This is a genomic window from Pseudomonas sp. GW821-FHT11D10, assembly GCF_058808435.1.
Genome location: NZ_JBXARR010000002.1, coordinates 419,356 through 444,588, shown reverse-complemented (window position 1 = coordinate 444,588; position 25,233 = coordinate 419,356). Strand labels below are relative to the sequence as shown.

The following is a 25,233-nucleotide window of genomic DNA, read 5'->3' as shown; positions in this document are numbered from 1 at the left end:
CGTTATCTCAGCTGGGCGACCCAAATGTTCGTCGAGTACGGGATCTGGATCGAAGGCGTCTTCAAGCCTTTGAGGTAGTCGTCGATGGCGCTGATCACTTCATGGAAATTCGCACCGGCCTGGCGCTCCAGCGTCGCGTGGGAGCGCCAGGCTTCCAGGCACTCCTCGATGCTCTGCTCGTGAATGACGCGGGCATCCAGGTGCACGACCGGGCCGAACAGTTCGCTGGCGTCGATCACCGCCGTCTGGTCTTCGCGGCGGGTGCCGTAGCCATAACCGGGTACGCGTTCCTTGATGATCGCTTCAATCCGGGCCTGGATCGGGTCTTCGAGATTGCGGTGGTTCCACATGCAGGCGAACCAGCCCCGTGGCTTGAGAATGCGCGCGGTTTCCTTGAGGGCCTGCTGGCGGTCGCAGACGTTGAACGAGCTGCCGAAGGTGACCATGTCGAACGCCTGGGTCGCTTGCCCGGTCGCTTCGCCAGTGCCTTCGTGCCATTTGACATTGGCCAGCTCGGCAGTGCGTTTAATGCCGTTGGCGCGCATCGCGTCGTTGGGCTCCACGGCGGTGACGTCCAGTCCGCGAGCGGCCAGCATCAGCGTCAGGTGTGCAACACCGGCGCCGACGTCACAGAATTTGTCGCCCTGTTCTGCCCCAGCGATCGAGAGCATGGCGTCGATGGCAGCATCGGCATAGTCAGGGCGCTTCAGGTAAGCGTCGGCCAGGGTGGTGTAATCCCATTCGGTTTTCATGCCGGATTCCTTGTGTGAATTTTATTGAGTAGATCGTCTGCCAGGTCGTGCCTGGAGCGCAGCGGGTCGAATTCGACCAGCAAGTCCGCTGCCTGCGGTTCATCCACAGGCAGGTCGAGACCGGCAACGTTGTGCAGTTCACCGGCATGAAACCGACGGTAGATGCCCTTGGGATCCCGGCGACCGAGTTCCTCTACCGGTACTTTGAGGTAAACCTCGAAATAGCCGGGCAGGTGGGCACGGTTCCACGCATGAACTTCACGAAACAGCGAGATTGTCGCGATCACCACGGTGTGGCCTTGCGCGGCTATCATTCTGCAGAGGTGGGCGTATTGCATGGCCAGCGCGAGTCGCCCTTCGCGGCCATGGTTCTGCGAGTTGGCTGCGGTGGCGCCGAACACCTCGCGCAGCTCATCGCCGTCGAGCATCACGACTGATTGGCCGTTGCTGCGCAGGCGCGCCACGACTTCAACGGCCAGCGTTGACTTGCCGGCGCCTGAAAGGCCCGTAATCCAGATCACCTGCGCGCGAGGGTCACATTTCATAGCGTTCTGACCAGTGTTCGGTTTGGAGGCTTGGCGTGATGAACCGGCGGCCGGTTCAATACGCGGTATAAATGTTCAGTCACGCTCTTTGCTATTGCCGAAAGAGTCGATGGTTAGTTGGCAAAACATCGAATCGTGACCGTTTTCAATCAAGTCGTGAAACACATCCTGCGGTAATGGCAAGTTACTGTATTGACTCTCATAGAACTTCTTGTAAATGAAGTAGCAGTCTTCACAGGACATCAGGCTGAAACCGAGTGCCAACTCTTTGAGTTCGTCGCCGTTCTTGGCGATGGGCAACAAGTTGTTCATTTGCTGCAGCCAGACCTCGACAGTCGGATTGGACTCGTCGGTCGTCGGAACGTAATAGATCGGCAGCTTGCACGTGTTGAGCATGAACGAGACACCGCCGGTCGAGGCGTCGGTGATGATGGTGTCGCACTGTTGATAGAAAACCGTGCTGCTGGTGCCTGCCGTGTCGATGGTGATCCATTCATACGCCGAGAGCTGGCTGCACAGGTCCTTGAGGGTTGGATGCTGAAGGTCGGCCATGTACGGACGCAGGATGAACCGGGCGTGAGGGATCTGTGATTTGACCGCGTTGATCACGGTTTGCAGGTTCTCGTACAGGGAGGCGCCGCTTGGGCAGATTCCCAGTTGGGTCGGCAGCAGTCCGACAACGAAATCATTCGACGCTTTGTCCGACCCGGGGGCGGATTCAAAGAATTTCGGAACCTTGATGGGAAGAGTCGCGACCGGACTGGTCTTGCGCAGGTCGGCGCGCAAGGCTATGCCATCGGCAATCAGAGATTTCAACGCTTTTCTGTCCGGCCTGTAGCGCTGCAGACCGGTCCTGATCAGATCGAATCCGGATCGGGACGAAGAAATGACCACATCCCAATAGGACGTCAGTTCGGCGTAGTAATACTTGTCTTTGGTCGGCATTCCCACGTTGCCGTGGGTCATGAAAATACCGAAGTTTGAATCGTCGAGCAGTCGGCCAATCCAGGCATCGTTTGAAATGACGACTTGTGAGGCCAGTTTCGCGATGACTTCGACGTCCACCTGCTCAACCGGATAGTCAAGGATCTCTTCTGCCTCTTGCCTGCTCAGGCCGGTCTTGTCGGTCTGCAGCACGATGCAGTTGTAGGCGTGGCGCAGGGCATTGAGCGCCGGGATCAGGTATTCGAGGTAGGTTTTTCCGCCACGGGTGACATTGCTGATCAAATAAACGTTTTTCATTATTGATTTGTACTTATAAAGTTTGCCGTGGCAAAACAAAGCTGGATCGGCTGGATTGTGCGTAGACAATTAATTGATTGATATTGTCTTCGTGCGTTCGCCATTCAAAATCTGTCATCGGCAGTTGTTTCAGTCTGCCGTTTCAAGACGATTTTAATTGATCAAGTATATTGCGCCCGCTGGGCTGAAGAGATCTTTTCCATGATGTGTTGCCTCCATTTTATATTGCTTTAAAGTTTGAAATTTTTAACTAAAAGCTCTGGTGCCTGATGAAGAGCGCCGTCGTTATATCACATCTTGGCTAATGGCTATCAGTGCGTGCGGACTTTATTTTCAGCCGGCACAGATTGCTTTTAAGCAGCCTGTCCATCCCTTCATTGCGTCGCCGGACGATACTGAAGCGCTTCGGCCAGATGCTCACGGGAGATGGCATCAACCTTCTCTATATCGGCCAGTGTCCGTGCAACCTTGAGCAGCCGATGTGCCGAACGCAGCGACAGGGTCAACCGCTCACAAGCTGACTCCAGCCAGGTTTCATCGGCTTTGGATAACTTGCAGTGCTTCTTCAGCCCCGGCAAATCGAGAAACGCATTGGCACAGCCTTGGCGTTTTTGCTGACGCTCGCGGGCCTCGGCGACCCGCGTGGCCGCGCTGGCGCTATCCTCTCCCGGCTTCACCGCAGGGTTCAACGCTGTCGCCTCTCGTGCCACCGTCAGGTGCAAGTCGATCCGGTCCAGCAGCGGCCCCGAGAGCTTGTTGCGGTAGCGCTGCACCATGTCCGGGGTGCACGAGCAGCGCCCGGTCGGCTCGCCAAGATATCCACAGGGACAGGGGTTCATCGCCGCCACCAACTGGAATCTTGCGGGAAACCTTACCCGCTCCTTGGCCCTTGCGATCACGATGCAGCCGGATTCCAGCGGTTCGCGCAGAACCTCCAGCACCTTGCGATCAAACTCGGGCAGCTCATCGAGAAACAGCACGCCATGGTGGGCGAGGGTGATTTCACCGGGCTGAGGTTTTGAACTGCCACCGACCAGTGCCGGCCCGGAGGCCGAGTGATGTGGTTGGCGGAACGGGCGCTGCGGCCAGTGGGTCAACGGTGCGCCACTGGCAACCGATTGAATTGCTGCCACTTCCAGCGCCTCACTCTCGGCCAGGGGGGGCAACAACCCCGGCAATCGACTGGCCAGCAACGTCTTGCCCGTCCCCGGTGGCCCGCTGAACAGCAGGTTGTGGGCGCCAGCGGCGGCAATCAGCAGCGCCCGTTTGGCGGCCAGTTGGCCCTGTACTTCATTCAGGTCGGGATAGGGTTTGGCGGCATGGATCAGCCCATCCGAGACATAAGGCTCGACCGGTGTATGCCCATTGAAATGCGCCACGGCCTCCAGCAGATGATCCACCGCGATCACCCTCAGCCCCGACGCGAGACAAGCCTCCTCGGCATTCGCCCGCGGCACCACCAGCGTCCGCCCGGCCTTGCGCGCCGCCAGCGCCGCGGGCAACACCCCGCGCACCGCCCGCACGGCGCCGGATAACGCCAACTCACCCAGACATTCCACGTCATCCAGCGTCAACGTCGGCACCTGCACACTCGCCGACAGAATTCCCAGCGCAATCGCCAGATCGAACCGCCCGCCATCCTTGGGCAGATCCGCCGGCGCCAGATTCAGCGTGATCCGCCGCGCCGGAAACTGCAGCCCGGAATTGATGATCGCACTGCGCACCCGGTCCTTGCTCTCTTTCACCGCCGCTTCGGGCAGGCCGACCATGGTCAGCGAGGGCAAGCCGTTGGCCAGATGGACTTCGACGGTGACGGTGGGAGCATCTACGCCAATCTGGGCGCGGCTATGGACGATGGCGAGGGACATGGTCGTTCCTTGAGTTGAATCGAGGGGCCGCTTCCTGCGGGTTTTTTAAGGGTAGTTGAGCCGGGCTTCAGTGTATGAATTGAGGTTTACAAGACGTATCAAGACCTGACGGCAGTGTCACTGCTTCCCTGAATTGGAGCGTTGACTCACGGCCGGCATTGACGGATGATCCCGTTCGAGGACTGCAACTGCGCATTCGTCGGGACTGGGCACCAGCAAAAGCTCCCCCGCATTTTTGGCAGCAGAGAAAGCTGGTTTCTCTGAAGTAGTGACGACGGGATAGCCTGTCGGATTCTGAACCCATGGCTTTAAAACCGGGAGCTAAAGAATCGCTGCGACTACTCCTCAAAAAATATTTAAAAGGCGTCCTTAGGACGCCTTTTTTATTTCTTGTTGGATGATGCTCGTGGTATTTGCCCCACCAACGTGCCATGTGCGCGCTTTTGCGGGTACCAAGTCACCACGAAGTAACCAAATCCTGTGGCGCGCTCGTGTCGCGGTTCAAGAATCAGTGTTCCCATGGATGTTCTCAGTACCGCGACCCTGTTTCCGCATCGCTGTTCTTTGAACTCGCAATAGATTTGCGCTCCTGGGACGATCATTTTCGCGACAATCGCTGCTACCCCATCGACAGTCTGGCAACCATGCTTGAGCAAATCGGCTCTGTGCGCTTCCCATATGTGTACTACGCCAAAACCACTATTCGCTCGGCGGTGAATACCTATTCGCAAATAAATCTTCCCACCTGGCAAGCCGAATTTTGGCATGTCGGGGATCGCACCAAAGATGTAACCGCCATCTGGGTGCTGAACTAGCGTGTTTTCTTTTTGTGTGAGCAAATCAGACAAGAGGGAGTCCAGAACCAGAATGTCTGGCAATCAATGTGATCCTTCTGAAACTCGACGTGTTGGATCGATCAGCGTAGGTGATGGCTACGAGCGTAACTACAAGTAAAAAATCACGTAATCGGGCGCGGGAGCTGATTCTTGTAGGGCCATGCTTTAATGGTTGTAGGACGTCGGCGAAACGTTGCCGGAGGTCTTGAATAGCCGAATTGGATGCTCCAGTTTTGCCGCTCAATACAGCCTCTGGAGGCGAAAAATGAACCGCAATGGTATGCGCCCGATTCATCCCGGCGAAGTTCTGAACAAGGAATTCATGGAGCCGTTGGGCATGACTGTCATGGACTTGGCCATGCCCACAAACTGGCCTGAAACGGAGATCGAGAAGCTTGTGAAATGCCAGCTCAGGATCTGCGCCGATTTGGCAATCAGGCTGGCCATCCATCTCAACACCACACCTGAGTTCTGGATGAATCTTCAGTCGACTTACGATTTACGCAGGGCTCAGCTCCGGCATGCGGGCCTATAGCGATTGCAGCATCCGCGAAGCCCTCTTCCACCAAGTGCCCGGTTCTGGGCGCTTTAGCTTTTCCCGTTCTACCACCATCAACGGCACATCTTGCAACCGAATCCACGGCTGGTTATTCCAGTGCAGCAAACTCAACGACATCTCGGGCCAATTCAGCAGGCTTAGCTGTGGGCGTTCGTTTGTGGTGGGGTGCTGGGCGTCGCGCAGGGTGGGGATGACTTGATGGGTGAGCCATTCGCGTAGCGCTCGGTATTCGGGACAGTAGTGGTAGACGAGGAGGGCGTAGATGCCGGACTCGCTGATCAGGAGGGTGTTTTCGACCTGGTTGTGGATCAGGGTTTTGCGGGTTTGGTATTGGTCAGGGTCGAGTTTTCGCAGCATGCGTTCGTTGAGGTAAATGTGCAGCAGGCGGCTCAGATCGCGGGCAGAGAACCAGGGTTGGTTCTGGATGAGCAGGGCGTGGAGGCGGAGTTTGTGGCGGGTGAAAACGTGAGGAGTGAGGTACGTATCTTCGTTATTCATTGAAAAGCTCCTTTTGCTTTAGGGCTACCCACAATTGTCGCCAAACAATTGGGTGGCAGTCGTACGCGGGTTGGCGAACCGGAGCAAAAGGAACCCGGCAGACCCGAAGGTCTCCCACGCACAACCGCCATGACTCGATGTGGCGGTAAACATAGCCGCCATCATGGTTGTCGTGCGCCTTAAGCTTTCCGGGTCGCCAAACCCAGTGCTGAACATTCAGCATTGGGTGAGCTTAGGAATCAGGGCTTCACGACGCAATCGGACGGCGGGGTTGCAAACTGTAGGATTCTGCCGAGAGTCGATAGCGAATCCTGAATCGCGGGAAGGTCGTTCCGACCTTCATTCGCGGGCAAGCCCGCTCCCACAAAAGGCCGCATTCACAAAGAAACGAGGTTTTACTCAGCCGGCGGCGTCAGCTTCGCTTCCATCTCCGCCACCTTCGCCTCAAGGCTCTCGAGCCGGGCGCGAGTGCGCGCCAGCACTACCATCTGACTGTCAAACTCTTCGCGGCTTACCAGGTCCAGTTTGCTGAAGGCACTTTGCAACAGCATCTTGAACTGGCTTTCGATTTCGGCTTTTGGCAAGGGCGTGTCGCCGCTGAACAGGCGGGAGGCGGTGCCGCTCAGGGCGTCGAGGAAGTCTTTGGGCGCGAGCATGGGATATGTCCTGGAAACTATGGCCGGCAGTGTATCACGCAGTGTCTATAGTCATTGGCGCAGGCACGGATGCACGCTTTTCGCGCAACTGGATGCACGGCCACGCACCGTTGTTGTGCGTATCCCGAGTGCCATTTGGGTGATGGCATCTGCAGCAGCGGCCAAGGGATTGAAATCAGTGGTTTTTGGCGAGATGGCAAGCTTTCTGCTTAGTCACCTTCGACCCATGCACTGATGCAGTCGCTGTGACGAATGCAGTGCGGCAGACGGAGCGGGGAGTTTCGTCTGGAGCGGTTAGCTGGCGTCGACAACGAAGCGTTACAAAGCCAGGCACTGCGCTTAGACTTGAGTCGGGTTTGTTTTCCTGGGGCAAGTCCACCAATTCGGGAGAGAGTTTCATGAAGCTAGTCACTGCCATCATCAAGCCGTTCAAGTTGGACGACGTGCGCGAGTCGCTGTCCGAAATCGGCGTGCAGGGCATTACCGTTACTGAAGTCAAAGGCTTCGGTCGGCAGAAGGGTCACACCGAGCTGTATCGCGGCGCGGAGTATGTGGTCGATTTTCTGCCCAAGGTGAAAATCGACGTTGCCATCGACGACAAGGATCTGGATCGGGTTATCGAGGCGATAACCAAGGCTGCCAACACCGGCAAGATCGGTGACGGCAAGATCTTCGTGGTCAATCTGGAACAGGCGATCCGCATCCGTACCGGCGAAACCGATACCGACGCGATCTAAACGCCGCCACAAACCCAACGCCCCAGGAGAAAACAATATGACTCTGCGTAAATTCGCAGGGCTAGGAGCCCTGTTGTCTATCGTAATGCCCGGCCTGGCCATGGCGGCAGACGAAGTGGCAGCTCCAGTCCTGAACTCCGGCGACACCGCCTGGATGCTCACCTCCACAGCCCTCGTGCTGTTCATGACCATTCCCGGCCTCGCGCTGTTCTACGGCGGCATGGTCCGGTCGAAAAACATTCTTTCCGTGATGATGCAGTGCTTCGCCATTACCGGTCTGATCAGCGTCCTGTGGGTCATTTATGGCTACAGCATCGCGTTCGACACCACCGGCATGGAGCAGGGCGTCGTCAACTTCAACTCGTTCGTGGGCGGTTTCGGCAAGGCGTTCCTGGCCGGTGTCACGCCAGCGAGCTTGACCGGCCCGGCGGCGCTGTTCCCCGAGGCGGTCTTCATCACCTTCCAGATGACCTTCGCGATCATCACCCCGGCGCTGATCGTCGGTGCGTTCGCCGAGCGGATGAAGTTCTCCGCGATGCTGATCTTCATGGGCATCTGGTTCACCCTGGTCTATGCACCGATCGCGCACATGGTCTGGTCCGGCAACGGCGGCCTGATGTGGGACTGGGGCGTACTCGACTTCGCCGGCGGCACCGTGGTGCACATCAACGCCGGTGTGGCCGGTCTGATTGCCTGCCTGGTACTGGGTAAACGCAAAGGCTTCCCGACCACGCCGATGGCGCCACACAATCTGGGTTACACCCTGATGGGCGCGGCGATGCTGTGGGTTGGCTGGTTCGGCTTCAACGCCGGCTCCGCTGCAGCTGCCAACGGCACCGCCGGCATGGCAATGCTGGTGACTCAGATCGCCACCGCCGCTGCGGCACTGGGCTGGATGTTCGCCGAGTGGATCACCCACGGCAAACCAAGCGCACTGGGTATCGCATCCGGCGTCGTTGCAGGTCTGGTCGCGATCACTCCGGCCGCTGGCACCGTGGGCCCGATGGGCGCTCTGGTGATCGGTCTGGCGGCAGGCGTGGTGTGCTTCTTCTGCGCCACCACCCTGAAACGCAAACTCGGTTATGACGACTCCCTGGACGCCTTCGGCGTGCATGGTATCGGCGGTATCCTCGGCGCGATCCTGACCGGTGTGTTCGCCGCACCGTCGCTGGGTGGCTTCGGCACCGTCACCGACATCGCCGCACAAGTCTGGATTCAGTGCAAAGGCGTCGGCTTCACCGTGATTTACACCGCGATCGTCACCTTCATCATCCTCAAGGTGCTGGATGCCGTGATGGGTCTGCGCGTGACCGAGGAAGAAGAATCGGTCGGCCTGGATCTGGCACAACACAACGAGCGCGGCTACAACCTGTAAGCACGCGCCGCAAAAAACTTGCCCGGCTCGCCGGGCATTTTTTTGTCTGGAATTTGTCTTCCCTGATACAGCTGAAAGGATTTTTCGTACTGCTTTGGTCGTGTTTACGACGAGTGTTTTTCTGCGGCCAAAGGCTTACATCATTGAAGGAATATTAGGGCCTTTGTTTTTTTCCAGAGCGCGCTAGAATGCGCCCCGAACGTGCGGAGAACTGTATGTGGCAACAGACTCTGATAACCCTGCGGGCACGGCCCCGGGGCTTTCATCTGGTGACGGACGAGTTGCTCGCCGGCCTGCCCGAACTCAAGGCATGCCGGGTCGGTCTGTTGCATTTGTGGCTGCAGCATACCTCGGCGTCGTTGACCATCAACGAGAACGCCGATCCGGCGGTACGTCGCGACTTCGAACGATTTTTCAATCGTCTGATCCCACAAGGAGCAGACGGCTATGAGCATAACGACGAAGGCCTGGACGACCTCCCGGCGCACTTCAAGGCCAGCGTGCTGGGCTGTCAGATCAGTTTGCCGGTAACGGCGGGCCGACTGGCACTGGGCACCTGGCAAGGCGTTTACCTGGGCGAGCACCGTGATCATGGCGGTGCCCGCAAAGTCCTCGCCACCTTGCACGGTGAAGGGGCATAAACCGTTGGTCACCAATGGTTACCGATTTTTTTCCGGCGACTTTCGACAGTCGCCAAAGCTGGTCTATAACTAATCTGCTTTTCGCAAGTCATGAGGTAGAACATGAGCGACGATGATCTGGAAAACGACGACCTCGAAGTAGGCGACGAAGACGAGGCCGAAGACGGTCTGGAAGCAGCAGCGGAAGACGTTGCTGAAGACGATGGCGGTGACGATACGCCGGCCCCGGCTGCCAAAGGCAAGGCCAAGGCTGCGGTGTCGGTCGACGAGTTGCCGAGCATCGAAGCCAAGAACAAGGAGCGCGATGCCCTGGCCAAGGCCATGGAAGAGTTCCTTGCGCGCGGCGGCAAGGTGCAGGAAGTGGAGGCCAACGTGGTCGCCGATCCGCCCAAGAAGCCGGACAACAAGTACGGCAGCCGCCCTATCTGAGGCGTGTCGCTTGCTTGCTGAAAAAGCCCGCCGTCGCTGCGGGCTTTTTCATGGGTGAAAGAAAATCAGCTGCGGCTGTTCCAGCGGGCGAGCACCGCGGGCAGATCGTTCAGGCTGCGAATCTCGGCATCCGGCAGGCGCTCCGCTTCCCAGACCTTGCCGGCCGGGTTGAACCAGATCGCTCGCAATCCAGCCTGCTGCGCCCCGGCGATGTCATCCCCCGGATGATCGCCGATATGCACTGCCGCTTCGGCGCTCACGCCACCGCGCTGCAACGCTTCATGGAACAGTCGCGCATCCGGCTTGGCGATGCCGATGTCTTCGGCGCACAGCGCAAACTTGAAGTAGTCCGCCAGCCCGAGACGACGGACATCGGCGTTGCCGTTGGTGACCACGCCGAGGGCGTAGTGCTTGGCGAGGGTTTCCAGGATCGGCTCGACCTCCGGGAACACCTCGATCTGATGCCGCGCATGCAGAAACACTTCAAAACTCTTGTCTGCCAGATCCGACGCTTCGCCATGGGCGTACCCGGCTTCCTCCAGCGCATGGAACAGCACTCGCCGGCGCAGTGCGCTGATGCGGTGCTTCAAGCCCGGCTCACTGGCCAGCACCCGTTCGCGGATCGACCACAGATGCTCCACCGGCACCGCGCCCAGATTCGGCGCATGTTCGCTCAGCCATTCGCGCAAAACCGCTTCGGCGCTGACGATAACCGGGGCGGTGTCCCACAGCGTGTCGTCGAGGTCGAAGGTGATCAACTGGATGCTCATGAATCGTCGCCTTTCATGCGTTTGGCCCGTGGATGGGCGCTGTCGTAGACCGCCGCCAGGTGCTGGAAGTCCAGGTGGGTATAGATCTGGGTGGTCTTGATGTCCGAGTGGCCGAGCAGTTCCTGTACCGCGCGCAGGTCCTGAGAGGACTCGAGCAAATGGCTGGCGAAGGAGTGCCGCAGCATGTGCGGGTGCAGGTTCTGCCCCAGTTCGCGCTCGCCGGCCAGTTTGACCCGCACCTGAATTGCGCGCGGGCCAAGGCGTCGGCCCTGCTGGCTGACGAATACCGCATCGTCCGCCGGATTGGTCAGCGCCCGCAGCGGCAGCCATTGCTCCAGTGCTTCCCGGGCCTTTTTGCCGACCGGCAACAGGCGTGTCTTGCTGCCCTTGCCGAGTACCTGAACCATGCCGTCGGCCAGATCGAGCTGGTCGAGATTGAGTCCGGTCAGCTCCGACAGACGCAGCCCGGAGGAATAGAACAACTCCAGAATCGCCTGATCACGCCGCGCGAGGAAATCGTCCTCGACCGCACCTTCAAGCAGTTGCAGGGCGCGGTCGGTGTCGAGGGTTTTCGGCAGGCGGCGTTCGCCTTTGGGCGGTGCCAGGCCGGTGGCCGGATCGTGATCGCAGAGACCTTCACGATTCAGATAATGATAGAGCCCGCGAACCGCCGAGAGCAGGCGGGCCAGACTGCGCGAGGACTGACCTTGCGCATGCAGACGGGCGATCAGGCTGCGCAGGCGCTGGATGTCCAGCGCCTGCCAGCTGCCAATGTTCTGTTTGTTGCACCAGCCGAGAACTTTATCGAGGTCACGTCGGTAGGCCGACAGCGTGTGCGGCGACACCTGCCGCTCACTGCGCAGGTGTTCGCAGTAAGCGTCCAGTTGTCGTTCCATGCTCAGCGTACCGAGCGCAGGGAGCTGTTGACCCGTGGCAGCACGCGACCCATGACTTCGGCGATGTAGCTGAGGAACAGCGTGCCGACCGAGCTCCTGTAGTGCTGCGGATCACGGCTGGCGATGGCCAGGATTCCGTGGATGCCTTGATGGCTGACGGCAACCACGGCGGTGGAGCCGATCTGCTTGCGCTGTTCTTCGCCGAACAGGAAGTCCAGCTCATGTTCACGCAGGCTGCCGCTGACGCTCTTGCCTTCGGTGAGCAGGCCGCCGATGGCGGTTTGCGCGTCGGCGTGGGTCACCCAGCGACCGACCGGGGCCGGGTTGTCGCCGAGCAGGATCAGGCTGACGAAGGGTACCTGGAAATCCTGGCGCAGGCTGTCTTCGACGCTGATCACCACGTCTTCCAGAGTGGCAGCGTCCATCAGGGCGAGGATCAGGCGACGGGTCTTGTCGAACAGGCGATCGTTGTCCCGGGCGACATCCATCAAGTGCGAGAGGCGGTGACGCATCTCGATGTTGCGGTCGCGCAGGATGGCCATCTGGCGCTCGACCAGCGAGACGGTATCGCCGCGCTGATGGGGGATGCGCAGGGACGGCAGCAGTTCTTCATGCTCGACGAAAAAGTCCGGATGAGCCTCTAGGTACGCGGCAACCGCTGCCGCCTCCAGGCTCTCGGACGCTGATTCACCGGACTGTCGGGCGGGTACCTGAGGCTTATCGGTCATGGCTTCTGCTCACTCAAAGACGCACTTGTCCTTCGTATACGCGCACTGCCGGGCCGGTCATCAACACCGGTTGGCCGGGGCCTGCCCACTCAATGGACAGACGCCCGCCCGGCAGGTCGATCAGCAGTGGCGAATCCATCCACCCCTGACTGATCGCAGCTACAGCAGCAGCGCAGGCACCGGTGCCGCAGGCCTGGGTTTCCCCGGCGCCGCGTTCCCAGACGCGCAGTTGCGCGCGATGGCGGTCGATGACCTGGAGAAAACCGACGTTGACCCGCGCCGGGAAGCGCGGATGGTGTTCGATTTTCGGCCCCAGTTCATGCACCGGTGCAGTGTTGATATCGCTGACTCGCAGCACCGCATGGGGGTTGCCCATCGATACCGCTGCCAGATCGACCGGCGTACCGTCGACATCGACCTGATAACTCAGGGCCTGCTCCGGCGCCTGGAACGGAATGTCCGCTGGCACCAGGCGCGGGGCGCCCATGTTCACGCCGATCTGGCCGTCATTACGCACGTCCAGCTCGATGATGCCGCCCTTGGTCTCGACGCGGATCTGACGTTTGGCGGTCAGGCGCTTGTCGAGCACGAAGCGGGCGAAGCAGCGGGCACCGTTGCCGCACTGCTCCACTTCGGAACCGTCGGAGTTGAAGATCCGGTAACGGAAATCCACATCCGGATTGCTCGGCGCTTCAACGATCAGCAACTGGTCGAAACCGATGCCGGTGTGTCGGTCGCCCCACATTTTTGCGTGCTTGGGCTGAATATGCGCGTGCTGGCTGACCAGGTCGAGAACCATGAAGTCGTTGCCCAGGCCGTGCATCTTGGTAAAACGCAGCAGCATGGGGTTACTCCGGCAGCAGGCTTTCGCCGGCAAACAGCTCGGCCACGGTCTCGCGGCGACGCACTTCAAATGCCTGATCACCATCCACCAGCACTTCGGCGGCACGGCCGCGAGTGTTGTAGTTGGAGCTCATCACGAAACCGTAGGCACCGGCCGAATGCACGGCCAGCAGATCGCCTTCTTCCAGCGCCAGTTCGCGTTCCTTGGCGAGGAAATCGCCGGTTTCGCAGATCGGGCCGACCACGTCGTAGGTACGCGCAGCGGTCTCGCGTGGCTTGACCGGGGTCACGTCCATCCAGGCCTGGTACAGCGCCGGGCGGATCAGGTCGTTCATGGCCGCGTCGACGATGGCGAAGTCTTTGTGTTCGGTGTGCTTGAGGTACTCGACCTGAGTCAGCAGCACGCCGGCGTTGGCGACGATGAAGCGGCCCGGTTCGAACACCAGCGACAGATCGCGACCGACCAGACGCTCACGTACAGCCTTGATGTAATCGGCGGCCAACGGCGGCTCTTCATCGCGATAACGCACACCCAGGCCGCCACCGAGATCAATGTGACGCAGGTGGATGCCGCAATCGCCGAGGCGATCTACCAGATCGAGCAGGCGATCGAGGGCATCGAGGAACGGAGGCAGGGTGGTCAGTTGCGAACCGATATGGCAGTCGACGCCGACCACTTCCAGGTTCGGCAGGTGCGCGGCACGCACGTACACGTCTTCGGCGTCGGCGATGGCGATGCCGAACTTGTTCTCTTTGAGACCGGTGGAAATGTACGGGTGGGTGCCGGCATCGACGTCCGGGTTCACGCGCAGCGAGATCGGCGCGCGAACGCCCAGCTCGGCGGCGACCACTTGCAGGCGCTCCAGCTCGTCGGTGGATTCGACATTGAAGCAATGCACGCCGACTTCCAGCGCACGACGCATGTCGTCACGGGTCTTGCCGACGCCGGAGAACACGATCTTGTCCGGGCTGCCGCCGGCGGCCAGAACGCGTTCCAGCTCGCCACGGGAGACGATGTCGAAACCGGCGCCGATGCGGGCCAGGACATTCAGGACGCCGAGGTTGGAGTTGGCCTTGACCGCGAAGCAGACCAGGTGCGGCATGCCGGCCAGCGCATCGGCGTAGGCCAGGTACTGGGCCTCGATGTGCGCGCGGGAGTAGACGTAGGTGGGAGTGCCGAAGCGATCGGCGATGGCGGACAGCGCCACACCTTCCGCGAACAGTTCCCCGCCACGGTAGTTAAAAGCGTCCATGGCGATCCCTTAGTAAACGTCGTGCTTGTGTGCCTTGGAGACAGGCTGCTTTTGCGAAGACTGGGCTTGCTCGGCCGGGTCCTGATCTTCATCGGGCAGGTACAGCGGGCCTTTCTGACCGCAGGCCGAAACGAGACAGGCAACCGCGACGAGCGCAGCAAGGGAAGAGATCAGGCGCTTCATGGCGAAATCCTTGAAAATGCGTTAATTGCGCCGGAGTATACCGGCCACCCGGCAGCTTGCCTATGCGACGGAACTCCCGTCCGGCGGGGCTCGGGCTGCGGCGCGGAAACTTTTCCCGCGTGGCGGGTGGATATTTCGTCGCCGGGCAGGGCGCTTGGTCGTTATCCTTTGCAATCGGCTGGCAGCGTCCGTATCTTGCGGCGCTTGAGCCTGATCAGACATTTTTTGAGGTTGCCGCAATGAGTTTGTCCGAAGCCCGTTTCCACGATCTGGTCGATGAAACCCAGGAAAAACTGGAAGACATCTTCGACGACAGCGACCTGGACATCGACATGGAGAACTCGGCCGGTGTGCTGACCGTCAAGTTCGAGAACGGCACCCAGCTGATCTTCAGTCGTCAGGAACCGTTGCGTCAGCTGTGGCTGGCCGCGGTGTCCGGTGGTTTCCACTTCGACTACGACGAAGAAAGCGAACGCTGGATGTGCGACAAGAGCGAAGAACAGCTGGGCGAAATGCTCGAGCGCATCGTCAAGCAGCAGGCCGGCACCGAATTCGATTTCGAAGGCCTGTGATTTCGTGACTGATACTGCGCCCGTCCGTCCGCCGAAGCCGCTCTACAGCAACGTCAGCCCGGCCGTGCCTTCGCCGTGCACCGGCGTGTGCCGGCTGGATGAGCAGAAGGTCTGCCTCGGCTGCATGCGCCATGTCGAAGACATCCGCGAGTGGCGTTCGGCCGATGACGAGCGCCGCCGGGTGATTTGTGCGCAGGCGGCTCAGCGCCGGCAGCTCGCCGGAGCGTAGCTTGTATATTTTTTGAGCTGTGATAGTGTCCGGAAACGCCTCAACCCATCGAGGCCTGGTGAGAACCCCGTCTTTTTTGGCGGGGTTTTGCTTTTTTTGTGTGCAGAAGAAAGGAGTCTGCCCGGATCATGACCGCACCTTCCATCACCCTTACCCGTCTGGACGTGCAACGTCTGGAGCGCCTGATCGACAGCCTGGATGACACGCTGCCGGGCGTGATCGCGCTGCAAACCGAACTGGACCGCGCCGATACCCTGGTCGGTCACGATGAAGTGCCTGCCGATGTCGTGACGATGAATTCCCGCGTGCACTGCCGCGAAGAAAGCAGTGGCAAGGACTACCACCTGACTCTGGTCTATCCGAAGCACGCCAACGCCGACGAAGGCAAAGTCTCGATCCTCGCTCCGGTCGGCAGTGCGCTGCTGGGCTTGAAAGTCGGTCAGCACATCGACTGGCCGGCTCCGGGTGGCAAGACCCTGAAACTGACCCTGCTCGAAGTCGAATCGCAGCCGGCCAACGGCGGTGATTTCCCGGAATAACCCGCTTCAGACCTGCTCGAGCGCCTCGTTCAGAGAGCGTTCCAGGTCGGCCTTGTAACGCAGATACAGATTGCTCGAACTCTGCCCGTCACCGATCACGCCCGACAGGTCCAGGTCGGTGATGTAGCAGCGGTAGCGCTCGGTTTCCCGACGCTGCCCGACGATCTCCCGGGCGACCACGCTGAACAGCTGGTCGCCATGTTCCAGTTCGCTGAATTCCCGTTGATTGCAATACAGCGTGACCTGCACTTCGCCGGGCGCGGCTTTGCCGACGATCGCCTGCACGTCATAGAACGGTTTGTTGACCGGCGTCTGCGGCGCCGGGCGCATTTCGACCCGTCGCGCGCGTCCCGGCCCTGATGGCAATAACTGGTAATACAAGATTTCAAGGCTGGCGGCATGGCCCGCATCCATCGGCAGCAGCGCTTCGCGGCGGAACTGGATCGATTGCAGGAACCGCTGCAACGGCACCAACAGGCTTTGCTCGTCGTGATAGGGCAAGTGCTGTTGCCACAGCGCATTGAACTCGTCGAGCACGTACAGCTCGGCGGTTTGTTCGGAGATCCGGTAGAACACCTGAATGCATTCGGGCTGACCCATCGGCAGGATCAACGCCAGGTCGTGGTCTTCCAGCGCCATCGGGTCCAGGTGCAGCGGGCTGTAGCGCGGCTGTTCCTCGCCCAGGTAATCGAGCAGCGCCGGCAGGGTGGCGAGGGCGACATGGCTGACCTGACCCGGCACCAGTTCCAACACGTGGTAATGCTGCTGCACCTGAATCAGGTAGCGGTGATTGAGATCGCTGAGCAGCAGGGTCTGCGCGGTATCGACAATTTCTTCCACCCGGCGGGCAATGAATTGCGCACGGTTGTGGCAGAAACAACGCACCCGCAGCGATGGTTGTTGCGGCCCGCGCGGCAGGTTGTTGAGGTAATCGCGCAGGCAGTCCATCAGGGCATGCGGGCCGTCGAAGCGGTTGACCAGCACTTCGTTCCAGCTGTTGAGCGTGACCTGATCCAGGGTCAGCACCAGGTTCTCGCGTACGCCGGCGTAGCTCAGCGAATCGGTGCGCTCGGTGGTCATCAGGATGTTCAGGTCGCGGTGATGCTTGAGCGGGTCGACCCCGACATTCACCAGCATCAGCACTTCGCTCGGCACGGCGGCGCGCAGCAGTGGTTCTTCGGCAACGGTCGACAAGGGCAGGGCGATGCTTTGTTGCAGGCTGCCGAGCAGATTGAACAGCTCGAACTCGCTCATATCGCTGGTGCCGGGGTGCAGGGCCAGTCGGGTGCTGCTGTCGATCACGCCGTTGCGGTGGCACCAGGTCAGCAGCTCCAGCAACTCGCGGCTGCGCTTGATCGGCGCGAAGTGTTCCCACTCCAGCGCCGTCAGGCTGCCGTTGTACAGGCCCCACTGGGTTTGTCCCGGTTCCTTTTTGTTCGGTGATTGCACCAGGGTCAGGGTGTCTTCGGCCAGATCCGGGGCGATGCCGGGATTGATGAACTCGACCTTGTCGGCCTTGCGTTCGAACGCAGCATATAGCCGCCGGCCGAGGACGTTGAGGTCGCGCTTGTTGATCAGGCTGACAGTCTGTTCGGTGCGGGCGAACTGGGTGAGGAAGCGGTAGCTGTAATTCAGTTCGTTGACTAGCGCCCGGCGCTCGGCGCTGACCTGGCGGACTTTCCACTGGCTGCGGCTGTCGAGCAGCGCCAGTTGCCGCTGGTCCCAGTGCCATTCGCTGGCCAGCCTTTCCAGCAATGAGCGTTGCCAGCTCTGGGTGCGGGTGTTGCCGGTGAGCTTGCGGTTGACCTTGAGGTACAGCGCCCGGCGTACCAGCTCCAGGCGCTCCGGTTCGTTGCGCGCAGTAAGGTATTCCTCGATCCGCCGGTAAACCACCATGTACGGATCCAGCTCGTCGAGATCCAGCCGGTTGGCGAATACGGCCTGCTTGAAGCGCAGGCTCAGGCATTGCACTTGGGGGTGTTCACTGGCGTAGACCTCGGTCAGCAGCAGCTTGAGCACCGATTTGTAAGGTGACTCGATGCCCTTGAACAGTTGCCATAGCCCGGCGCCGACGAACTCGCCCGGCGGAATGTGCGCCATCGGCCCCAGGTCGAGGGTTTCATCGTTGCGGATGAAACGCTTGGAAATCAGGGTGTGGGTGTACGCGTCATAGGCGCGTTCTTCGTAGACCGGCACCAGCCACCAGATCGGCGTGCGCCCGGCGAGCCAGATCGCGGTGCGGTAGAACTCGTCCAGCAGCAGGTAGTGCTGGGTGGTGCCGCAATCTTCGGAGCTGAGCTGGGTGTCGCGCTCGCCTTTGACGAAGCGCACCGGGTCGATCAGGAAGAAGTGCGCCTCGGCCCCCTGGCTGGCAGCCCAGGTTTCGAGCAACTGGCATTTCTTGCGCAGCTCGGCCAGCTCACTGTCGCTCAGGTCGGGGGCGTGGCAGACCCACACGTCCATGTCGCTCTGGTCGGCCTGGGCCAGCGTGCCGAGGCTGCCCATCAGGAACAGCCCGTGAATCGGTCGTGGCGGGTTGCTGCCGTGACGCGGCTTGTAGGAGAACGAGCGGGTCAGGCGCTGGGCTTCGGCAAGCGCGTCGGCGTCCGGTTCGAAATTCGACAGCCCGGCCGGCGTGCTGCCCGAGACATAACCGGGCAACAGCGGATGATTGACGTGAAAAAACAGCGGCAGCAGCGTCAGCACACTTTGCTGACGCGTCGACAGGCCTTCCAGTGCCCGGTTCAGGCGGCCTTCATTGAGTTTCAGAAAACGTGCACGTAGCTGGCTGAGTACCTTGCGGTCGATGCCTTCGTCCAGGTCGGGGCGGATTTCATGGGTGCGGGTCATGTCGGCTCAAACCGGCGCGCAGGGCTCGGAGGCAAGGGGTCTCGGGTGTCCGGGAGTTTAGCGCCTGAGCGGCAGGAGTTTTAAGCTGAATTTGTTTTTTGACGTCAGATTTCTATCGCGCGGCGATGGGCGACGTTCATGGCTGGCCCGCGGAAATCCCGTGGCAGGGGTTTCCGTGGGCAAAGTCGGGAGGATCAGGCGGTTTGCTGCTCTTTGAGAATCGTCAGTACGGTTTGCACGTTCTGTGCGGCATCGCGACCGAGGCTGGTCAGGTAACCGCCATCAGGCTGATCTGTCAGTTCTTTTTCGAACAGGCGTTGTGCGGCGGCAATGTGCTTCGGGGCAGCGGTCTGATGAATTTTCAGACCTTCCTGGGAACTGTCCAGGTTGAAGAGTGCGAGGACTTCCAGTTCGGCAACCAACTCAGGGGTAAGCGACATAAGGACTCCAGACTTTCTAGGAATTGGACGACAGCGCCCCTAAGGTGAACCTGCCGGCGCGGCCTGTCCAGTGCGCGTGTCAGGGTTTTTGTCCCGGGGTGGATTCCAGTGTAGTCAGGGGGCGGCAGAAGGCTGCGCAGATGGGTGACAAATTGTGTGGGAGCAGGTCTGCTCCCACAGCGAGGGGCCGTTTACTGCTTTTCCGGTGGCAGTTCCGGCAGTGCGCGCAGCGCGGTTTCGTACCACTCGGTATCGAACGCGCGGTCTTCGTCGAGCATCGCGTCGATTTCACAGGCCAGCACGTGGGCCATCAGATTCAGGATGTCATCACGCTCGTAACCGACCAGCGTCAGCTTGTTGAAGGTTGCCTTGGCCGCTGGCGGGTTGTCGCTTTCGATCTGGTTCTCGATCGCTTCGATCAGCGTCGATTCGGTGAACTCTTCTTCATCATTGTCGATGTCAGTCGGCTCGCTCATGGCAGGCTCCTCAAGGAAAGGCGCCAGTTTACCCGCATTCAGCAGCGTGATGCTGCTGGCAGGATTCCCCGGAGCGATCTATAAACAGGCACTGCCCACCCCGCACGGCCTGGAGGCTATGTGATGTTCAAGCTCTATGGATTCTCCGTCAGCAACTACTACAACATGGTCAAACTGGCGCTGCTGGAAAAAGGCCTGCCGTTCGAAGAGGTCACGTTCTACCCGACCCCAACGCCAGAGTCCCTGGCCATCAGCCCCCGCGGCAAGGTGCCGGTGCTGGGGGCTGAAGGCGGGTACATCAACGAAACGATGGTGATGCTCGAATACCTCGAAAGCAGCCAGAAGGGTGTCCCGCTGTTGCCGACCGAGCCGTTTGCCCGGGCTCAGGTGCTGGCGGTGGCCAAGGAAATCGAGTTGTACATCGAGTTGCCGGCCCGTGCCTGTTACGGCGAAGCGTTTTTCGGTACGGCGCTGCCGGAGGCGATCAAGGAGAAAACCAAGGCTGAATTGCTGCTGGGCTTTGCGGCGCTGGGACGCCATGGCAAGTTCGCCCCGTATGTGGCGGGCGACAGCTTGAGCATTGCGGACTTGTACTTCCTCTACAGCGTGCCGCTGGCAGCTGCGGTGGGGCACAAACTGTTCGGTCTGGATTTGTTGGCGGAGATGCCGAAGGCCAAGGCGCTGCTGGAGCGACTTGGGCAAAATCCGCACGTGCAGAAGATCGCGGCGGACAAGGATGCGGCGATGCCGGCGTTTTTGGCGATGATCGCTGCCAAAAAGTAGAAAATTTGTTTTAGGCAATTCGCGGGCAAGTCGATAGCTCGACTTGCCCGCGATGCTTTTAGCGGCTGGCGATCAGCGCCTGACCGCGAACCACGGCAGCCTTGACCTGCGCCGGCGCAGTGCCGCCGATGTGGTCACGGGCATTCACCGAGCCTTCCAGAGTCAGCACGGCAAACACGTCCTGCTCGATCTGGTCGCTGAACTGACGCAGTTCTTCCAGGCTCATTTCCGCCAGATCCTTGCCGGTGTCGACGCCGTACTTCACGGCATGACCGACGATCTCGTGGCAATCACGGAACGGCAGGCCACGGCGTACCAGGTAGTCGGCCAGGTCAGTGGCGGTCGAGAACCCGCGCAGCGCCGCTTCACGCATGATCGCGTGCTTTGGCTTGATCGCCGGGATCATGTCGGCAAAGGCGCGCAGCGAGTCGCGCAGGGTGTCGGCGGCGTCGAACAGCGGTTCCTTGTCTTCCTGGTTGTCCTTGTTGTAGGCCAGCGGCTGGCCTTTCATCAGGGTCAGCAGGCCCATCAGGGCGCCGAACACGCGGCCGGTCTTGCCACGCACCAGCTCCGGCACGTCCGGGTTTTTCTTTTGCGGCATGATCGAGCTGCCGGTGCAGAAACGGTCCGGCAGATCGATGAACTGGAACTGCGCGCTGGTCCACAGCACCAGCTCTTCGGAGAAGCGCGACAGGTGCATCATCGCGATGCTCGCGGCCGAACAGAATTCGATGGCGAAGTCGCGGTCGGACACATTGTCCAGCGAGTTGCCGCCGACGGCATCGAAGCCCAGCAGTTGCGCGGTGTATTCGCGGTCGATCGGGTAAGTGGTGCCGGCCAGCGCGGCGCTGCCCAGCGGCATGCGGTTGGTGCGCTTGCGGCAGTCGACCAGACGCTCGTAGTCGCGGCTGAGCATTTCGAACCAGGCCAGCATGTGGTGCCCGAAGGTCACCGGCTGAGCGGTCTGCAGGTGGGTGAAGCCCGGCATGATGCTGGCGGCTTCACGCTCGGCCTGCTCCAGCAGGCCTTTTTGCAGGCGGGTGATTTCGCTCAGGATCAGGTCGATCTCGTCACGCAGCCACAGGCGGATGTCGGTGGCGACCTGGTCGTTGCGGCTGCGGCCGGTGTGCAGCTTCTTGCCGGTGACGCCGATGCGGTCGGTCAGACGTGCTTCGATGTTCATGTGCACGTCTTCGAGGTCGACGCGCCAGTCGAACTGGCCGGCCTCGATTTCGCCCTGGATGGTCTTCAGGCCATCGATGATGCTGTCGCGCTCGGCATCCGTCAGCACGCCGACCTTGGCCAGCATGGTGGCGTGGGCGATCGAGCCCATGATGTCGTGGCGATACAGGCGCTGGTCGAAAGTGACGGAGGCGGTGAAGCGGGCGACGAAGGCGTCGACGGGTTCACTGAAGCGGCCGCCCCAGGACTGATTGGTCTTGTCAGTGCTCATGAATTCGCTCGTATCGGCTTGAAGAAAGAAGGCGTGAAACGCTGGCGCGGATAATAACAGGGTTGCCAATCCTGTCGCTGACACTGGTCGATACGTTTTTTTCTCATGACCTGATCCATAGTCGCCGGTGTCGCCGGGGGATTTGCGCAAGGATATTTTCCGATTGAGCAATATCGGCCCGACGAGCGTCTACAGTAGGACATAGGGGTCGACGTGGCGGCGGATCGCGCAAAGGTCCGGCCACCGACTATAAGAAGAGAGAGGGGTGGGTGTATTGGCCATTGGCATACCCTGCGTAAAACGCAGTCGGCGACGGGCGTCAGGCGGTACGTTGCAGGTGTCGGCAAATATTGCCGGCCGACGTACGGCACTTTTTGGCGCTCGCGCTAGTCTTAGCGTGGATCGCGGTGACGGACGTCACTCCACTTGTCTACGCTATCCTTGTGCGAGACTCACGCAGGAATCCAGCGCAATATGAATGTCCTGATCGTTGATGACGAACCACTGGCCCGCGAGCGACTCAGCCGAATGGTGAGCGAGCTCGAGGGCTACACAGTCCTGGAGCCCAGCGCCACCAATGGCGAAGAGGCGTTGGCGCTGATCGACAGCCACAAGCCGGATATCGTGCTGCTCGATATCCGCATGCCGGGCCTCGATGGCCTGCAGGTGGCTGCCCGTCTGTGCGAACGCGAAACCCCGCCAGCCGTGGTGTTTTGCGCAGGTCCCGATGAATTTGCCGTGGAAGCCCTGCAGGCCAGCGCCGTGGGCTATGTGGTGAAACCCGTGCGAACCGAACATCTGCATGACGCCCTGAAACGGGCTGAACGTCCCAACCGGGCCCAGCTCTCGGCCCTGACCCGTCCTGCCGCCGAAAGCGGCAACGGCCCGCGCAGCCACATCAGCGCCCGCACTCGTAAAGGCATCGAACTGATCCCGCTGGATCAGGTGGTGTACTTCATAGCCGACCACAAATACGTGACCTTGCGCCACGAGGGTGGCGAAGTCCTTCTGGATGAGCCGCTCAAGGCGCTGGAAGACGAATTCGGCGAGCGCTTCGTTCGGATCCACCGCAACGCGCTTGTAGCCCGCGACCGCATCGAGCGACTGCAACGTACACCGCTGGGTCATTTCCAGTTGTTCCTCAAGGGGCTCAACGGTGACGCGCTGATCGTCAGCCGCCGGCATGTGGCGGGTGTGCGCAAAATGATGCAGGGGCTTTAGTCCGCAGGCTCCGGGCGGTTCTTCGTTCTTTTCACCAGGCATCGCAGGCCAGGGAGGCCACGCCGTTTCTGATTCAGGTCAAAGTGGATTTGGCTGAGCTGTTATTATCCGCCGTATCTATTCAGTACGGATTGATCCATGTCCTCTCGCGAAATCCGCATCGCCACCCGCAAAAGTGCTCTGGCCCTCTGGCAGGCCGAATACGTCAAAGCCCGTCTGGAAGCAGCCCACCCGGGCCTGCTGGTGACGCTGGTGCCCATGGTCAGTCGCGGCGACAAGCTGCTTGATTCGCCCCTGTCGAAAATCGGCGGCAAGGGCCTGTTCGTCAAGGAACTGGAAACCGCGCTGCTGGAAAACGAAGCCGACATCGCCGTGCATTCGATGAAAGACGTGCCGATGGATTTCCCCGAAGGCCTCGGTCTGTTCTGCATCTGCGAGCGCGAAGATCCGCGTGACGCGTTTGTCTCCAATACGTATTCCAGCCTCGATGCGTTGCCTGCCGGCAGCATCGTCGGCACTTCCAGCCTGCGTCGCCAGGCGCAGTTGCTGACGCGCCGTCCGGATCTCGAAATCCGTTTCCTGCGCGGCAACGTCAACACCCGTCTGGCCAAGCTCGACGCCGGCGAGTACGACGCGATCATCCTCGCGGCAGCCGGACTGATCCGTCTCGGTTTCGAAGACCGCATCACCTCGGCCATCAGCGTCGACGACAGCCTGCCGGCCGGTGGCCAGGGCGCCGTCGGTATCGAATGCCGCAGCGCCGACACCGAAATCCATGCCTTGCTCGCGCCCCTGCATCACGCCGACACCGCTGACCGTGTCACCGCCGAGCGTGCCCTCAACAAACATCTGAATGGCGGCTGCCAGGTGCCGATCGCCTGCTACGCCGTGCTTGAAGGCGATCAGTTGTGGCTGCGCGGTCTGGTGGGCGAACCGAGCGGCGGCAAGCTGCTTAGTGCACAGGCTCGCGCACCGCGTGCCGCAGCGCAGACGCTGGGCGTGCAAGTGGCCGAAGACCTGCTGAGCCAGGGCGCCGACGATATTCTCAAGGCAGTCTATGGCGAGGCAGGTCACGAGTGACCGCCTGGCGCCTTCTGCTGACGCGCCCGGCGGAGGACTGTTCGGCGCTCGCCGCCGTGCTGGCCGAACAAGGGTTTTTCAGCAGCTGTCTGCCGCTTTTGGAAATCGCGCCACTGCCGGTCTCTGACACAATGCGCCGCACAATCACGCAACTGCCGCGTTACAGCGCAGTGATCGTGGTCAGCAAACCGGCGGCGCGGATCGCGGTGGATTTGCTCGACGCTCTGGGCTTGGCGTCTCCGACGATGCCGTGGTTCAGCGTGGGTGCCGCGACCGCCGCTATCCTTCGGGATCGGGGGCTGGATGTGAGCTTCCCGGACGCGGGCGACGACAGCGAAGCCTTGCTGCAATTGCCGCGTCTGCTGGCGGCCGTGGCCGTGCCCGGCTCGCATGTCTTGATCCTGCGCGGGGAGGGCGGACGCGAGCTGCTGGCCGAGCGCCTGCGCGTGCTTGGTGCTAGTGTCGAATACTTGGAATTGTACCGTCGCGACCTGCCGGGCTATCCGCCGCAGGAGCTGCCCCGCAGGATTGCAGCGGAACGCCTGAACGGGCTGGTGGTCAGCAGTGGACAGGGTTTCGAGCACCTGCGCCAACTGGCCGGCGACAGCTGGCCTGCACTTGCGCAGTTGCCGTTGTTTGTTCCAAGCCCAAGGGTTGCCGAGCAGGCCAGTGCCGCCGGGGCCCGAACTGTTGTGGATTGTCGCGGCGCCAGTGCCGCGGCCTTGCTGACGGCGTTACGGGAGCATCCCGTGCCCGTTCTCTAATGCAAAGGATGGATA

General features: G+C 60.7%; 29 protein-coding genes. 12 read left to right on the top strand and 17 right to left on the bottom strand.

Going from position 1 to position 25,233, the window contains the following annotated elements; all coding sequences use genetic code 11:
• Positions 1–2: 2 nt before the first annotated feature.
• The 5 genes from AC1RT4_RS08475 to AC1RT4_RS08455 form a co-directional block, all read right to left on the bottom strand.
• Positions 3–752, bottom strand: a complete 750-nt coding sequence (locus AC1RT4_RS08475) for a class I SAM-dependent methyltransferase (protein ID WP_273896071.1) — start codon at positions 750–752, stop codon at positions 3–5.
• Positions 749–1,297 carry an adenylyl-sulfate kinase gene (locus tag AC1RT4_RS08470; protein ID WP_493084949.1) on the bottom strand — a complete coding sequence of 183 codons (549 nt, stop codon included), beginning with the start codon at positions 1,295–1,297 and terminating at the stop codon, positions 749–751. The genes AC1RT4_RS08475 and AC1RT4_RS08470 overlap by 4 nt, the downstream gene beginning before the upstream one ends.
• A 75-nt stretch (positions 1,298–1,372) precedes the next feature.
• Positions 1,373–2,539, bottom strand: coding sequence for a hypothetical protein (locus AC1RT4_RS08465; protein ID WP_493084947.1), 1,167 nt, complete (start codon positions 2,537–2,539; stop codon positions 1,373–1,375).
• A gap of 374 nt (positions 2,540–2,913) precedes the next feature.
• The gene (locus tag AC1RT4_RS08460; protein WP_493084945.1) at positions 2,914–4,407 is read right to left on the bottom strand and encodes a YifB family Mg chelatase-like AAA ATPase; all 1,494 of its coding nucleotides are present in this window, start codon (positions 4,405–4,407) and stop codon (positions 2,914–2,916) included.
• A 383-nt stretch (positions 4,408–4,790) separates the two neighbouring features.
• Positions 4,791–5,285, bottom strand: coding sequence for a hypothetical protein (locus tag AC1RT4_RS08455; RefSeq protein WP_493084943.1), 495 nt, complete (start codon positions 5,283–5,285; stop codon positions 4,791–4,793).
• Between the two features lie 223 nt (positions 5,286–5,508).
• On the opposite strand from AC1RT4_RS08455, the gene AC1RT4_RS08450 reads away from it, so the two are divergent.
• Positions 5,509–5,778, top strand: coding sequence for a HigA family addiction module antitoxin (locus AC1RT4_RS08450; RefSeq protein ID WP_182402989.1), 270 nt, complete (start codon positions 5,509–5,511; stop codon positions 5,776–5,778).
• On the opposite strand, the gene AC1RT4_RS08445 is transcribed toward AC1RT4_RS08450, so the two are convergent.
• Positions 5,773–6,300: a BRO-N domain-containing protein gene (locus tag AC1RT4_RS08445; RefSeq protein ID WP_493084940.1), complete on the bottom strand. Its 528-nt coding sequence runs from the start codon at positions 6,298–6,300 to the stop codon at positions 5,773–5,775. The two genes, AC1RT4_RS08450 and AC1RT4_RS08445, sit on opposite strands and share 6 nt — an antisense overlap.
• Before the next feature lie 395 nt (positions 6,301–6,695).
• Positions 6,696–6,956: an accessory factor UbiK family protein gene (locus AC1RT4_RS08440; protein WP_007920416.1), complete on the bottom strand. Its 261-nt coding sequence runs from the start codon at positions 6,954–6,956 to the stop codon at positions 6,696–6,698.
• A 398-nt stretch (positions 6,957–7,354) separates the two neighbouring features.
• Here AC1RT4_RS08440 and glnK point away from each other — a divergent pair, with 398 nt between their 5' ends.
• The 4 genes from glnK to sutA all read left to right on the top strand — a co-directional run bounded on the left by glnK (position 7,355) and on the right by sutA (position 10,138).
• Positions 7,355–7,693: a P-II family nitrogen regulator gene (gene glnK / locus AC1RT4_RS08435; protein ID WP_002555808.1), complete on the top strand. Its 339-nt coding sequence runs from the start codon at positions 7,355–7,357 to the stop codon at positions 7,691–7,693.
• A 37-nt stretch (positions 7,694–7,730) separates the two neighbouring features.
• The gene (locus AC1RT4_RS08430) at positions 7,731–9,068 is read left to right on the top strand and encodes an ammonium transporter (protein WP_007951904.1); all 1,338 of its coding nucleotides are present in this window, start codon (positions 7,731–7,733) and stop codon (positions 9,066–9,068) included.
• A gap of 215 nt (positions 9,069–9,283) precedes the next feature.
• Positions 9,284–9,709 carry a secondary thiamine-phosphate synthase enzyme YjbQ gene (locus tag AC1RT4_RS08425; protein ID WP_011336526.1) on the top strand — a complete coding sequence of 142 codons (426 nt, stop codon included), beginning with the start codon at positions 9,284–9,286 and terminating at the stop codon, positions 9,707–9,709.
• A 102-nt stretch (positions 9,710–9,811) separates the two neighbouring features.
• On the top strand, positions 9,812–10,138 hold the full coding sequence (gene sutA / locus AC1RT4_RS08420) for a dormancy-specific transcriptional regulator SutA (protein ID WP_007951900.1): 327 nt from the start codon (positions 9,812–9,814) through the stop codon (positions 10,136–10,138).
• Positions 10,139–10,203: 65 nt separating this feature from the next.
• Here the strand turns inward: sutA and AC1RT4_RS08415 are convergent, their stop codons facing one another.
• From AC1RT4_RS08415 to lptM, 6 genes are read right to left on the bottom strand one after another with little or no spacing between them, the layout of a single operon-like run.
• The gene (locus AC1RT4_RS08415) at positions 10,204–10,908 is read right to left on the bottom strand and encodes an HAD family hydrolase (RefSeq protein ID WP_493084937.1); all 705 of its coding nucleotides are present in this window, start codon (positions 10,906–10,908) and stop codon (positions 10,204–10,206) included.
• Positions 10,905–11,804 (bottom strand): tyrosine recombinase XerC, encoded by a 900-nt coding sequence (gene xerC, locus AC1RT4_RS08410; protein ID WP_007951897.1) that lies wholly within the window; start codon positions 11,802–11,804, stop codon positions 10,905–10,907. The genes AC1RT4_RS08415 and xerC overlap by 4 nt, the downstream gene beginning before the upstream one ends.
• Positions 11,805–11,806: 2 nt before the next feature.
• A complete protein-coding gene (locus tag AC1RT4_RS08405) occupies positions 11,807–12,532 on the bottom strand; it encodes a DUF484 family protein (protein WP_493084935.1) in 726 nt (241 codons plus the stop codon).
• A gap of 13 nt (positions 12,533–12,545) precedes the next feature.
• Entirely contained in the window at positions 12,546–13,376 is an 831-nt protein-coding gene (gene dapF, locus AC1RT4_RS08400) for a diaminopimelate epimerase (RefSeq protein ID WP_011336523.1), read from the bottom strand.
• A 4-nt stretch (positions 13,377–13,380) separates the two neighbouring features.
• On the bottom strand, positions 13,381–14,628 hold the full coding sequence (lysA, locus tag AC1RT4_RS08395) for a diaminopimelate decarboxylase (protein WP_493084933.1): 1,248 nt from the start codon (positions 14,626–14,628) through the stop codon (positions 13,381–13,383).
• A gap of 9 nt (positions 14,629–14,637) precedes the next feature.
• Entirely contained in the window at positions 14,638–14,811 is a 174-nt protein-coding gene (lptM, locus tag AC1RT4_RS08390) for an LPS translocon maturation chaperone LptM (RefSeq protein ID WP_007951888.1), read from the bottom strand.
• A gap of 239 nt (positions 14,812–15,050) precedes the next feature.
• On the opposite strand from lptM, the gene cyaY reads away from it, so the two are divergent.
• The 3 genes from cyaY to rnk all read left to right on the top strand — a co-directional run bounded on the left by cyaY (position 15,051) and on the right by rnk (position 16,151).
• On the top strand, positions 15,051–15,383 hold the full coding sequence (gene cyaY, locus AC1RT4_RS08385; RefSeq protein WP_007951887.1) for an iron donor protein CyaY: 333 nt from the start codon (positions 15,051–15,053) through the stop codon (positions 15,381–15,383).
• Positions 15,384–15,387: 4 nt separating this feature from the next.
• Positions 15,388–15,612 (top strand): DUF1289 domain-containing protein, encoded by a 225-nt coding sequence (locus tag AC1RT4_RS08380; RefSeq protein WP_045121669.1) that lies wholly within the window; start codon positions 15,388–15,390, stop codon positions 15,610–15,612.
• A 128-nt stretch (positions 15,613–15,740) separates the two neighbouring features.
• Positions 15,741–16,151, top strand: a complete 411-nt coding sequence (rnk, locus tag AC1RT4_RS08375; RefSeq protein ID WP_007951886.1) for a nucleoside diphosphate kinase regulator — start codon at positions 15,741–15,743, stop codon at positions 16,149–16,151.
• A gap of 6 nt (positions 16,152–16,157) precedes the next feature.
• Here the strand turns inward: rnk and AC1RT4_RS08370 are convergent, their stop codons facing one another.
• The 3 genes from AC1RT4_RS08370 to AC1RT4_RS08360 form a co-directional block, all read right to left on the bottom strand.
• Positions 16,158–19,001, bottom strand: coding sequence for a class I adenylate cyclase (locus tag AC1RT4_RS08370; protein ID WP_493084929.1), 2,844 nt, complete (start codon positions 18,999–19,001; stop codon positions 16,158–16,160).
• Between the two features lie 194 nt (positions 19,002–19,195).
• Positions 19,196–19,441, bottom strand: a complete 246-nt coding sequence (locus AC1RT4_RS08365; RefSeq protein WP_007951883.1) for a TIGR02647 family protein — start codon at positions 19,439–19,441, stop codon at positions 19,196–19,198.
• A 191-nt stretch (positions 19,442–19,632) separates the two neighbouring features.
• Positions 19,633–19,917, bottom strand: coding sequence for a hypothetical protein (locus tag AC1RT4_RS08360; RefSeq protein ID WP_007951881.1), 285 nt, complete (start codon positions 19,915–19,917; stop codon positions 19,633–19,635).
• 123 nt (positions 19,918–20,040) lie between these two features.
• On the opposite strand from AC1RT4_RS08360, the gene AC1RT4_RS08355 reads away from it, so the two are divergent.
• On the top strand, positions 20,041–20,700 hold the full coding sequence (locus AC1RT4_RS08355) for a glutathione S-transferase family protein (RefSeq protein ID WP_493084926.1): 660 nt from the start codon (positions 20,041–20,043) through the stop codon (positions 20,698–20,700).
• A gap of 58 nt (positions 20,701–20,758) precedes the next feature.
• Here AC1RT4_RS08355 and argH read toward each other — a convergent pair whose 3' ends face one another.
• Positions 20,759–22,153, bottom strand: coding sequence for an argininosuccinate lyase (gene argH, locus AC1RT4_RS08350; RefSeq protein ID WP_011336517.1), 1,395 nt, complete (start codon positions 22,151–22,153; stop codon positions 20,759–20,761).
• Positions 22,154–22,627: 474 nt separating this feature from the next.
• On the opposite strand from argH, the gene AC1RT4_RS08345 reads away from it, so the two are divergent.
• The 3 genes from AC1RT4_RS08345 (at position 22,628) to AC1RT4_RS08335 (ending at position 25,218) form a co-directional block, all read left to right on the top strand.
• Positions 22,628–23,374 carry a LytR/AlgR family response regulator transcription factor gene (locus AC1RT4_RS08345; RefSeq protein ID WP_007951875.1) on the top strand — a complete coding sequence of 249 codons (747 nt, stop codon included), beginning with the start codon at positions 22,628–22,630 and terminating at the stop codon, positions 23,372–23,374.
• Positions 23,375–23,512: 138 nt separating this feature from the next.
• Entirely contained in the window at positions 23,513–24,454 is a 942-nt protein-coding gene (gene hemC / locus AC1RT4_RS08340; RefSeq protein WP_179693303.1) for a hydroxymethylbilane synthase, read from the top strand.
• Positions 24,451–25,218: a uroporphyrinogen-III synthase gene (locus tag AC1RT4_RS08335; protein ID WP_493084922.1), complete on the top strand. Its 768-nt coding sequence runs from the start codon at positions 24,451–24,453 to the stop codon at positions 25,216–25,218. The genes hemC and AC1RT4_RS08335 overlap by 4 nt, the downstream gene beginning before the upstream one ends.
• The last annotated feature ends 15 nt before the right edge of the window (positions 25,219–25,233 follow it).

Excerpts from the sequence above, each read along its gene's own strand:
- AC1RT4_RS08370 (WP_493084929.1), bottom strand. The coding sequence starts at position 19,001 with ATGACCCGCACCCATGAAATCCGCCCCGACCTGGACGAAGGCATCGAC.
- lptM (WP_007951888.1), bottom strand. The coding sequence starts at position 14,811 with ATGAAGCGCCTGATCTCTTCCCTTGCTGCGCTCGTCGCGGTTGCCTGT.
- sutA (WP_007951900.1), top strand. The coding sequence starts at position 9,812 with ATGAGCGACGATGATCTGGAAAACGACGACCTCGAAGTAGGCGACGAA.
- dapF (WP_011336523.1), bottom strand. The coding sequence starts at position 13,376 with ATGCTGCTGCGTTTTACCAAGATGCACGGCCTGGGCAACGACTTCATG.
- AC1RT4_RS08425 (WP_011336526.1), top strand. The coding sequence starts at position 9,284 with ATGTGGCAACAGACTCTGATAACCCTGCGGGCACGGCCCCGGGGCTTT.
- AC1RT4_RS08345 (WP_007951875.1), top strand. The coding sequence starts at position 22,628 with ATGAATGTCCTGATCGTTGATGACGAACCACTGGCCCGCGAGCGACTC.
- AC1RT4_RS08415 (WP_493084937.1), bottom strand. The coding sequence starts at position 10,908 with ATGAGCATCCAGTTGATCACCTTCGACCTCGACGACACGCTGTGGGAC.
- rnk (WP_007951886.1), top strand. The coding sequence starts at position 15,741 with ATGACCGCACCTTCCATCACCCTTACCCGTCTGGACGTGCAACGTCTG.
- AC1RT4_RS08365 (WP_007951883.1), bottom strand. The coding sequence starts at position 19,441 with ATGTCGCTTACCCCTGAGTTGGTTGCCGAACTGGAAGTCCTCGCACTC.
- AC1RT4_RS08460 (WP_493084945.1), bottom strand. The coding sequence starts at position 4,407 with ATGTCCCTCGCCATCGTCCATAGCCGCGCCCAGATTGGCGTAGATGCT.
- AC1RT4_RS08465 (WP_493084947.1), bottom strand. The coding sequence starts at position 2,539 with ATGAAAAACGTTTATTTGATCAGCAATGTCACCCGTGGCGGAAAAACC.
- AC1RT4_RS08445 (WP_493084940.1), bottom strand. The coding sequence starts at position 6,300 with ATGAATAACGAAGATACGTACCTCACTCCTCACGTTTTCACCCGCCAC.
- glnK (WP_002555808.1), top strand. The coding sequence starts at position 7,355 with ATGAAGCTAGTCACTGCCATCATCAAGCCGTTCAAGTTGGACGACGTG.
- AC1RT4_RS08355 (WP_493084926.1), top strand. The coding sequence starts at position 20,041 with ATGTTCAAGCTCTATGGATTCTCCGTCAGCAACTACTACAACATGGTC.
- AC1RT4_RS08450 (WP_182402989.1), top strand. The coding sequence starts at position 5,509 with ATGAACCGCAATGGTATGCGCCCGATTCATCCCGGCGAAGTTCTGAAC.
- AC1RT4_RS08405 (WP_493084935.1), bottom strand. The coding sequence starts at position 12,532 with ATGACCGATAAGCCTCAGGTACCCGCCCGACAGTCCGGTGAATCAGCG.
- hemC (WP_179693303.1), top strand. The coding sequence starts at position 23,513 with ATGTCCTCTCGCGAAATCCGCATCGCCACCCGCAAAAGTGCTCTGGCC.
- AC1RT4_RS08430 (WP_007951904.1), top strand. The coding sequence starts at position 7,731 with ATGACTCTGCGTAAATTCGCAGGGCTAGGAGCCCTGTTGTCTATCGTA.
- lysA (WP_493084933.1), bottom strand. The coding sequence starts at position 14,628 with ATGGACGCTTTTAACTACCGTGGCGGGGAACTGTTCGCGGAAGGTGTG.
- AC1RT4_RS08470 (WP_493084949.1), bottom strand. The coding sequence starts at position 1,297 with ATGAAATGTGACCCTCGCGCGCAGGTGATCTGGATTACGGGCCTTTCA.
- argH (WP_011336517.1), bottom strand. The coding sequence starts at position 22,153 with ATGAGCACTGACAAGACCAATCAGTCCTGGGGCGGCCGCTTCAGTGAA.
- cyaY (WP_007951887.1), top strand. The coding sequence starts at position 15,051 with ATGAGTTTGTCCGAAGCCCGTTTCCACGATCTGGTCGATGAAACCCAG.
- AC1RT4_RS08475 (WP_273896071.1), bottom strand. The coding sequence starts at position 752 with ATGAAAACCGAATGGGATTACACCACCCTGGCCGACGCTTACCTGAAG.
- xerC (WP_007951897.1), bottom strand. The coding sequence starts at position 11,804 with ATGGAACGACAACTGGACGCTTACTGCGAACACCTGCGCAGTGAGCGG.
- AC1RT4_RS08360 (WP_007951881.1), bottom strand. The coding sequence starts at position 19,917 with ATGAGCGAGCCGACTGACATCGACAATGATGAAGAAGAGTTCACCGAA.
- AC1RT4_RS08440 (WP_007920416.1), bottom strand. The coding sequence starts at position 6,956 with ATGCTCGCGCCCAAAGACTTCCTCGACGCCCTGAGCGGCACCGCCTCC.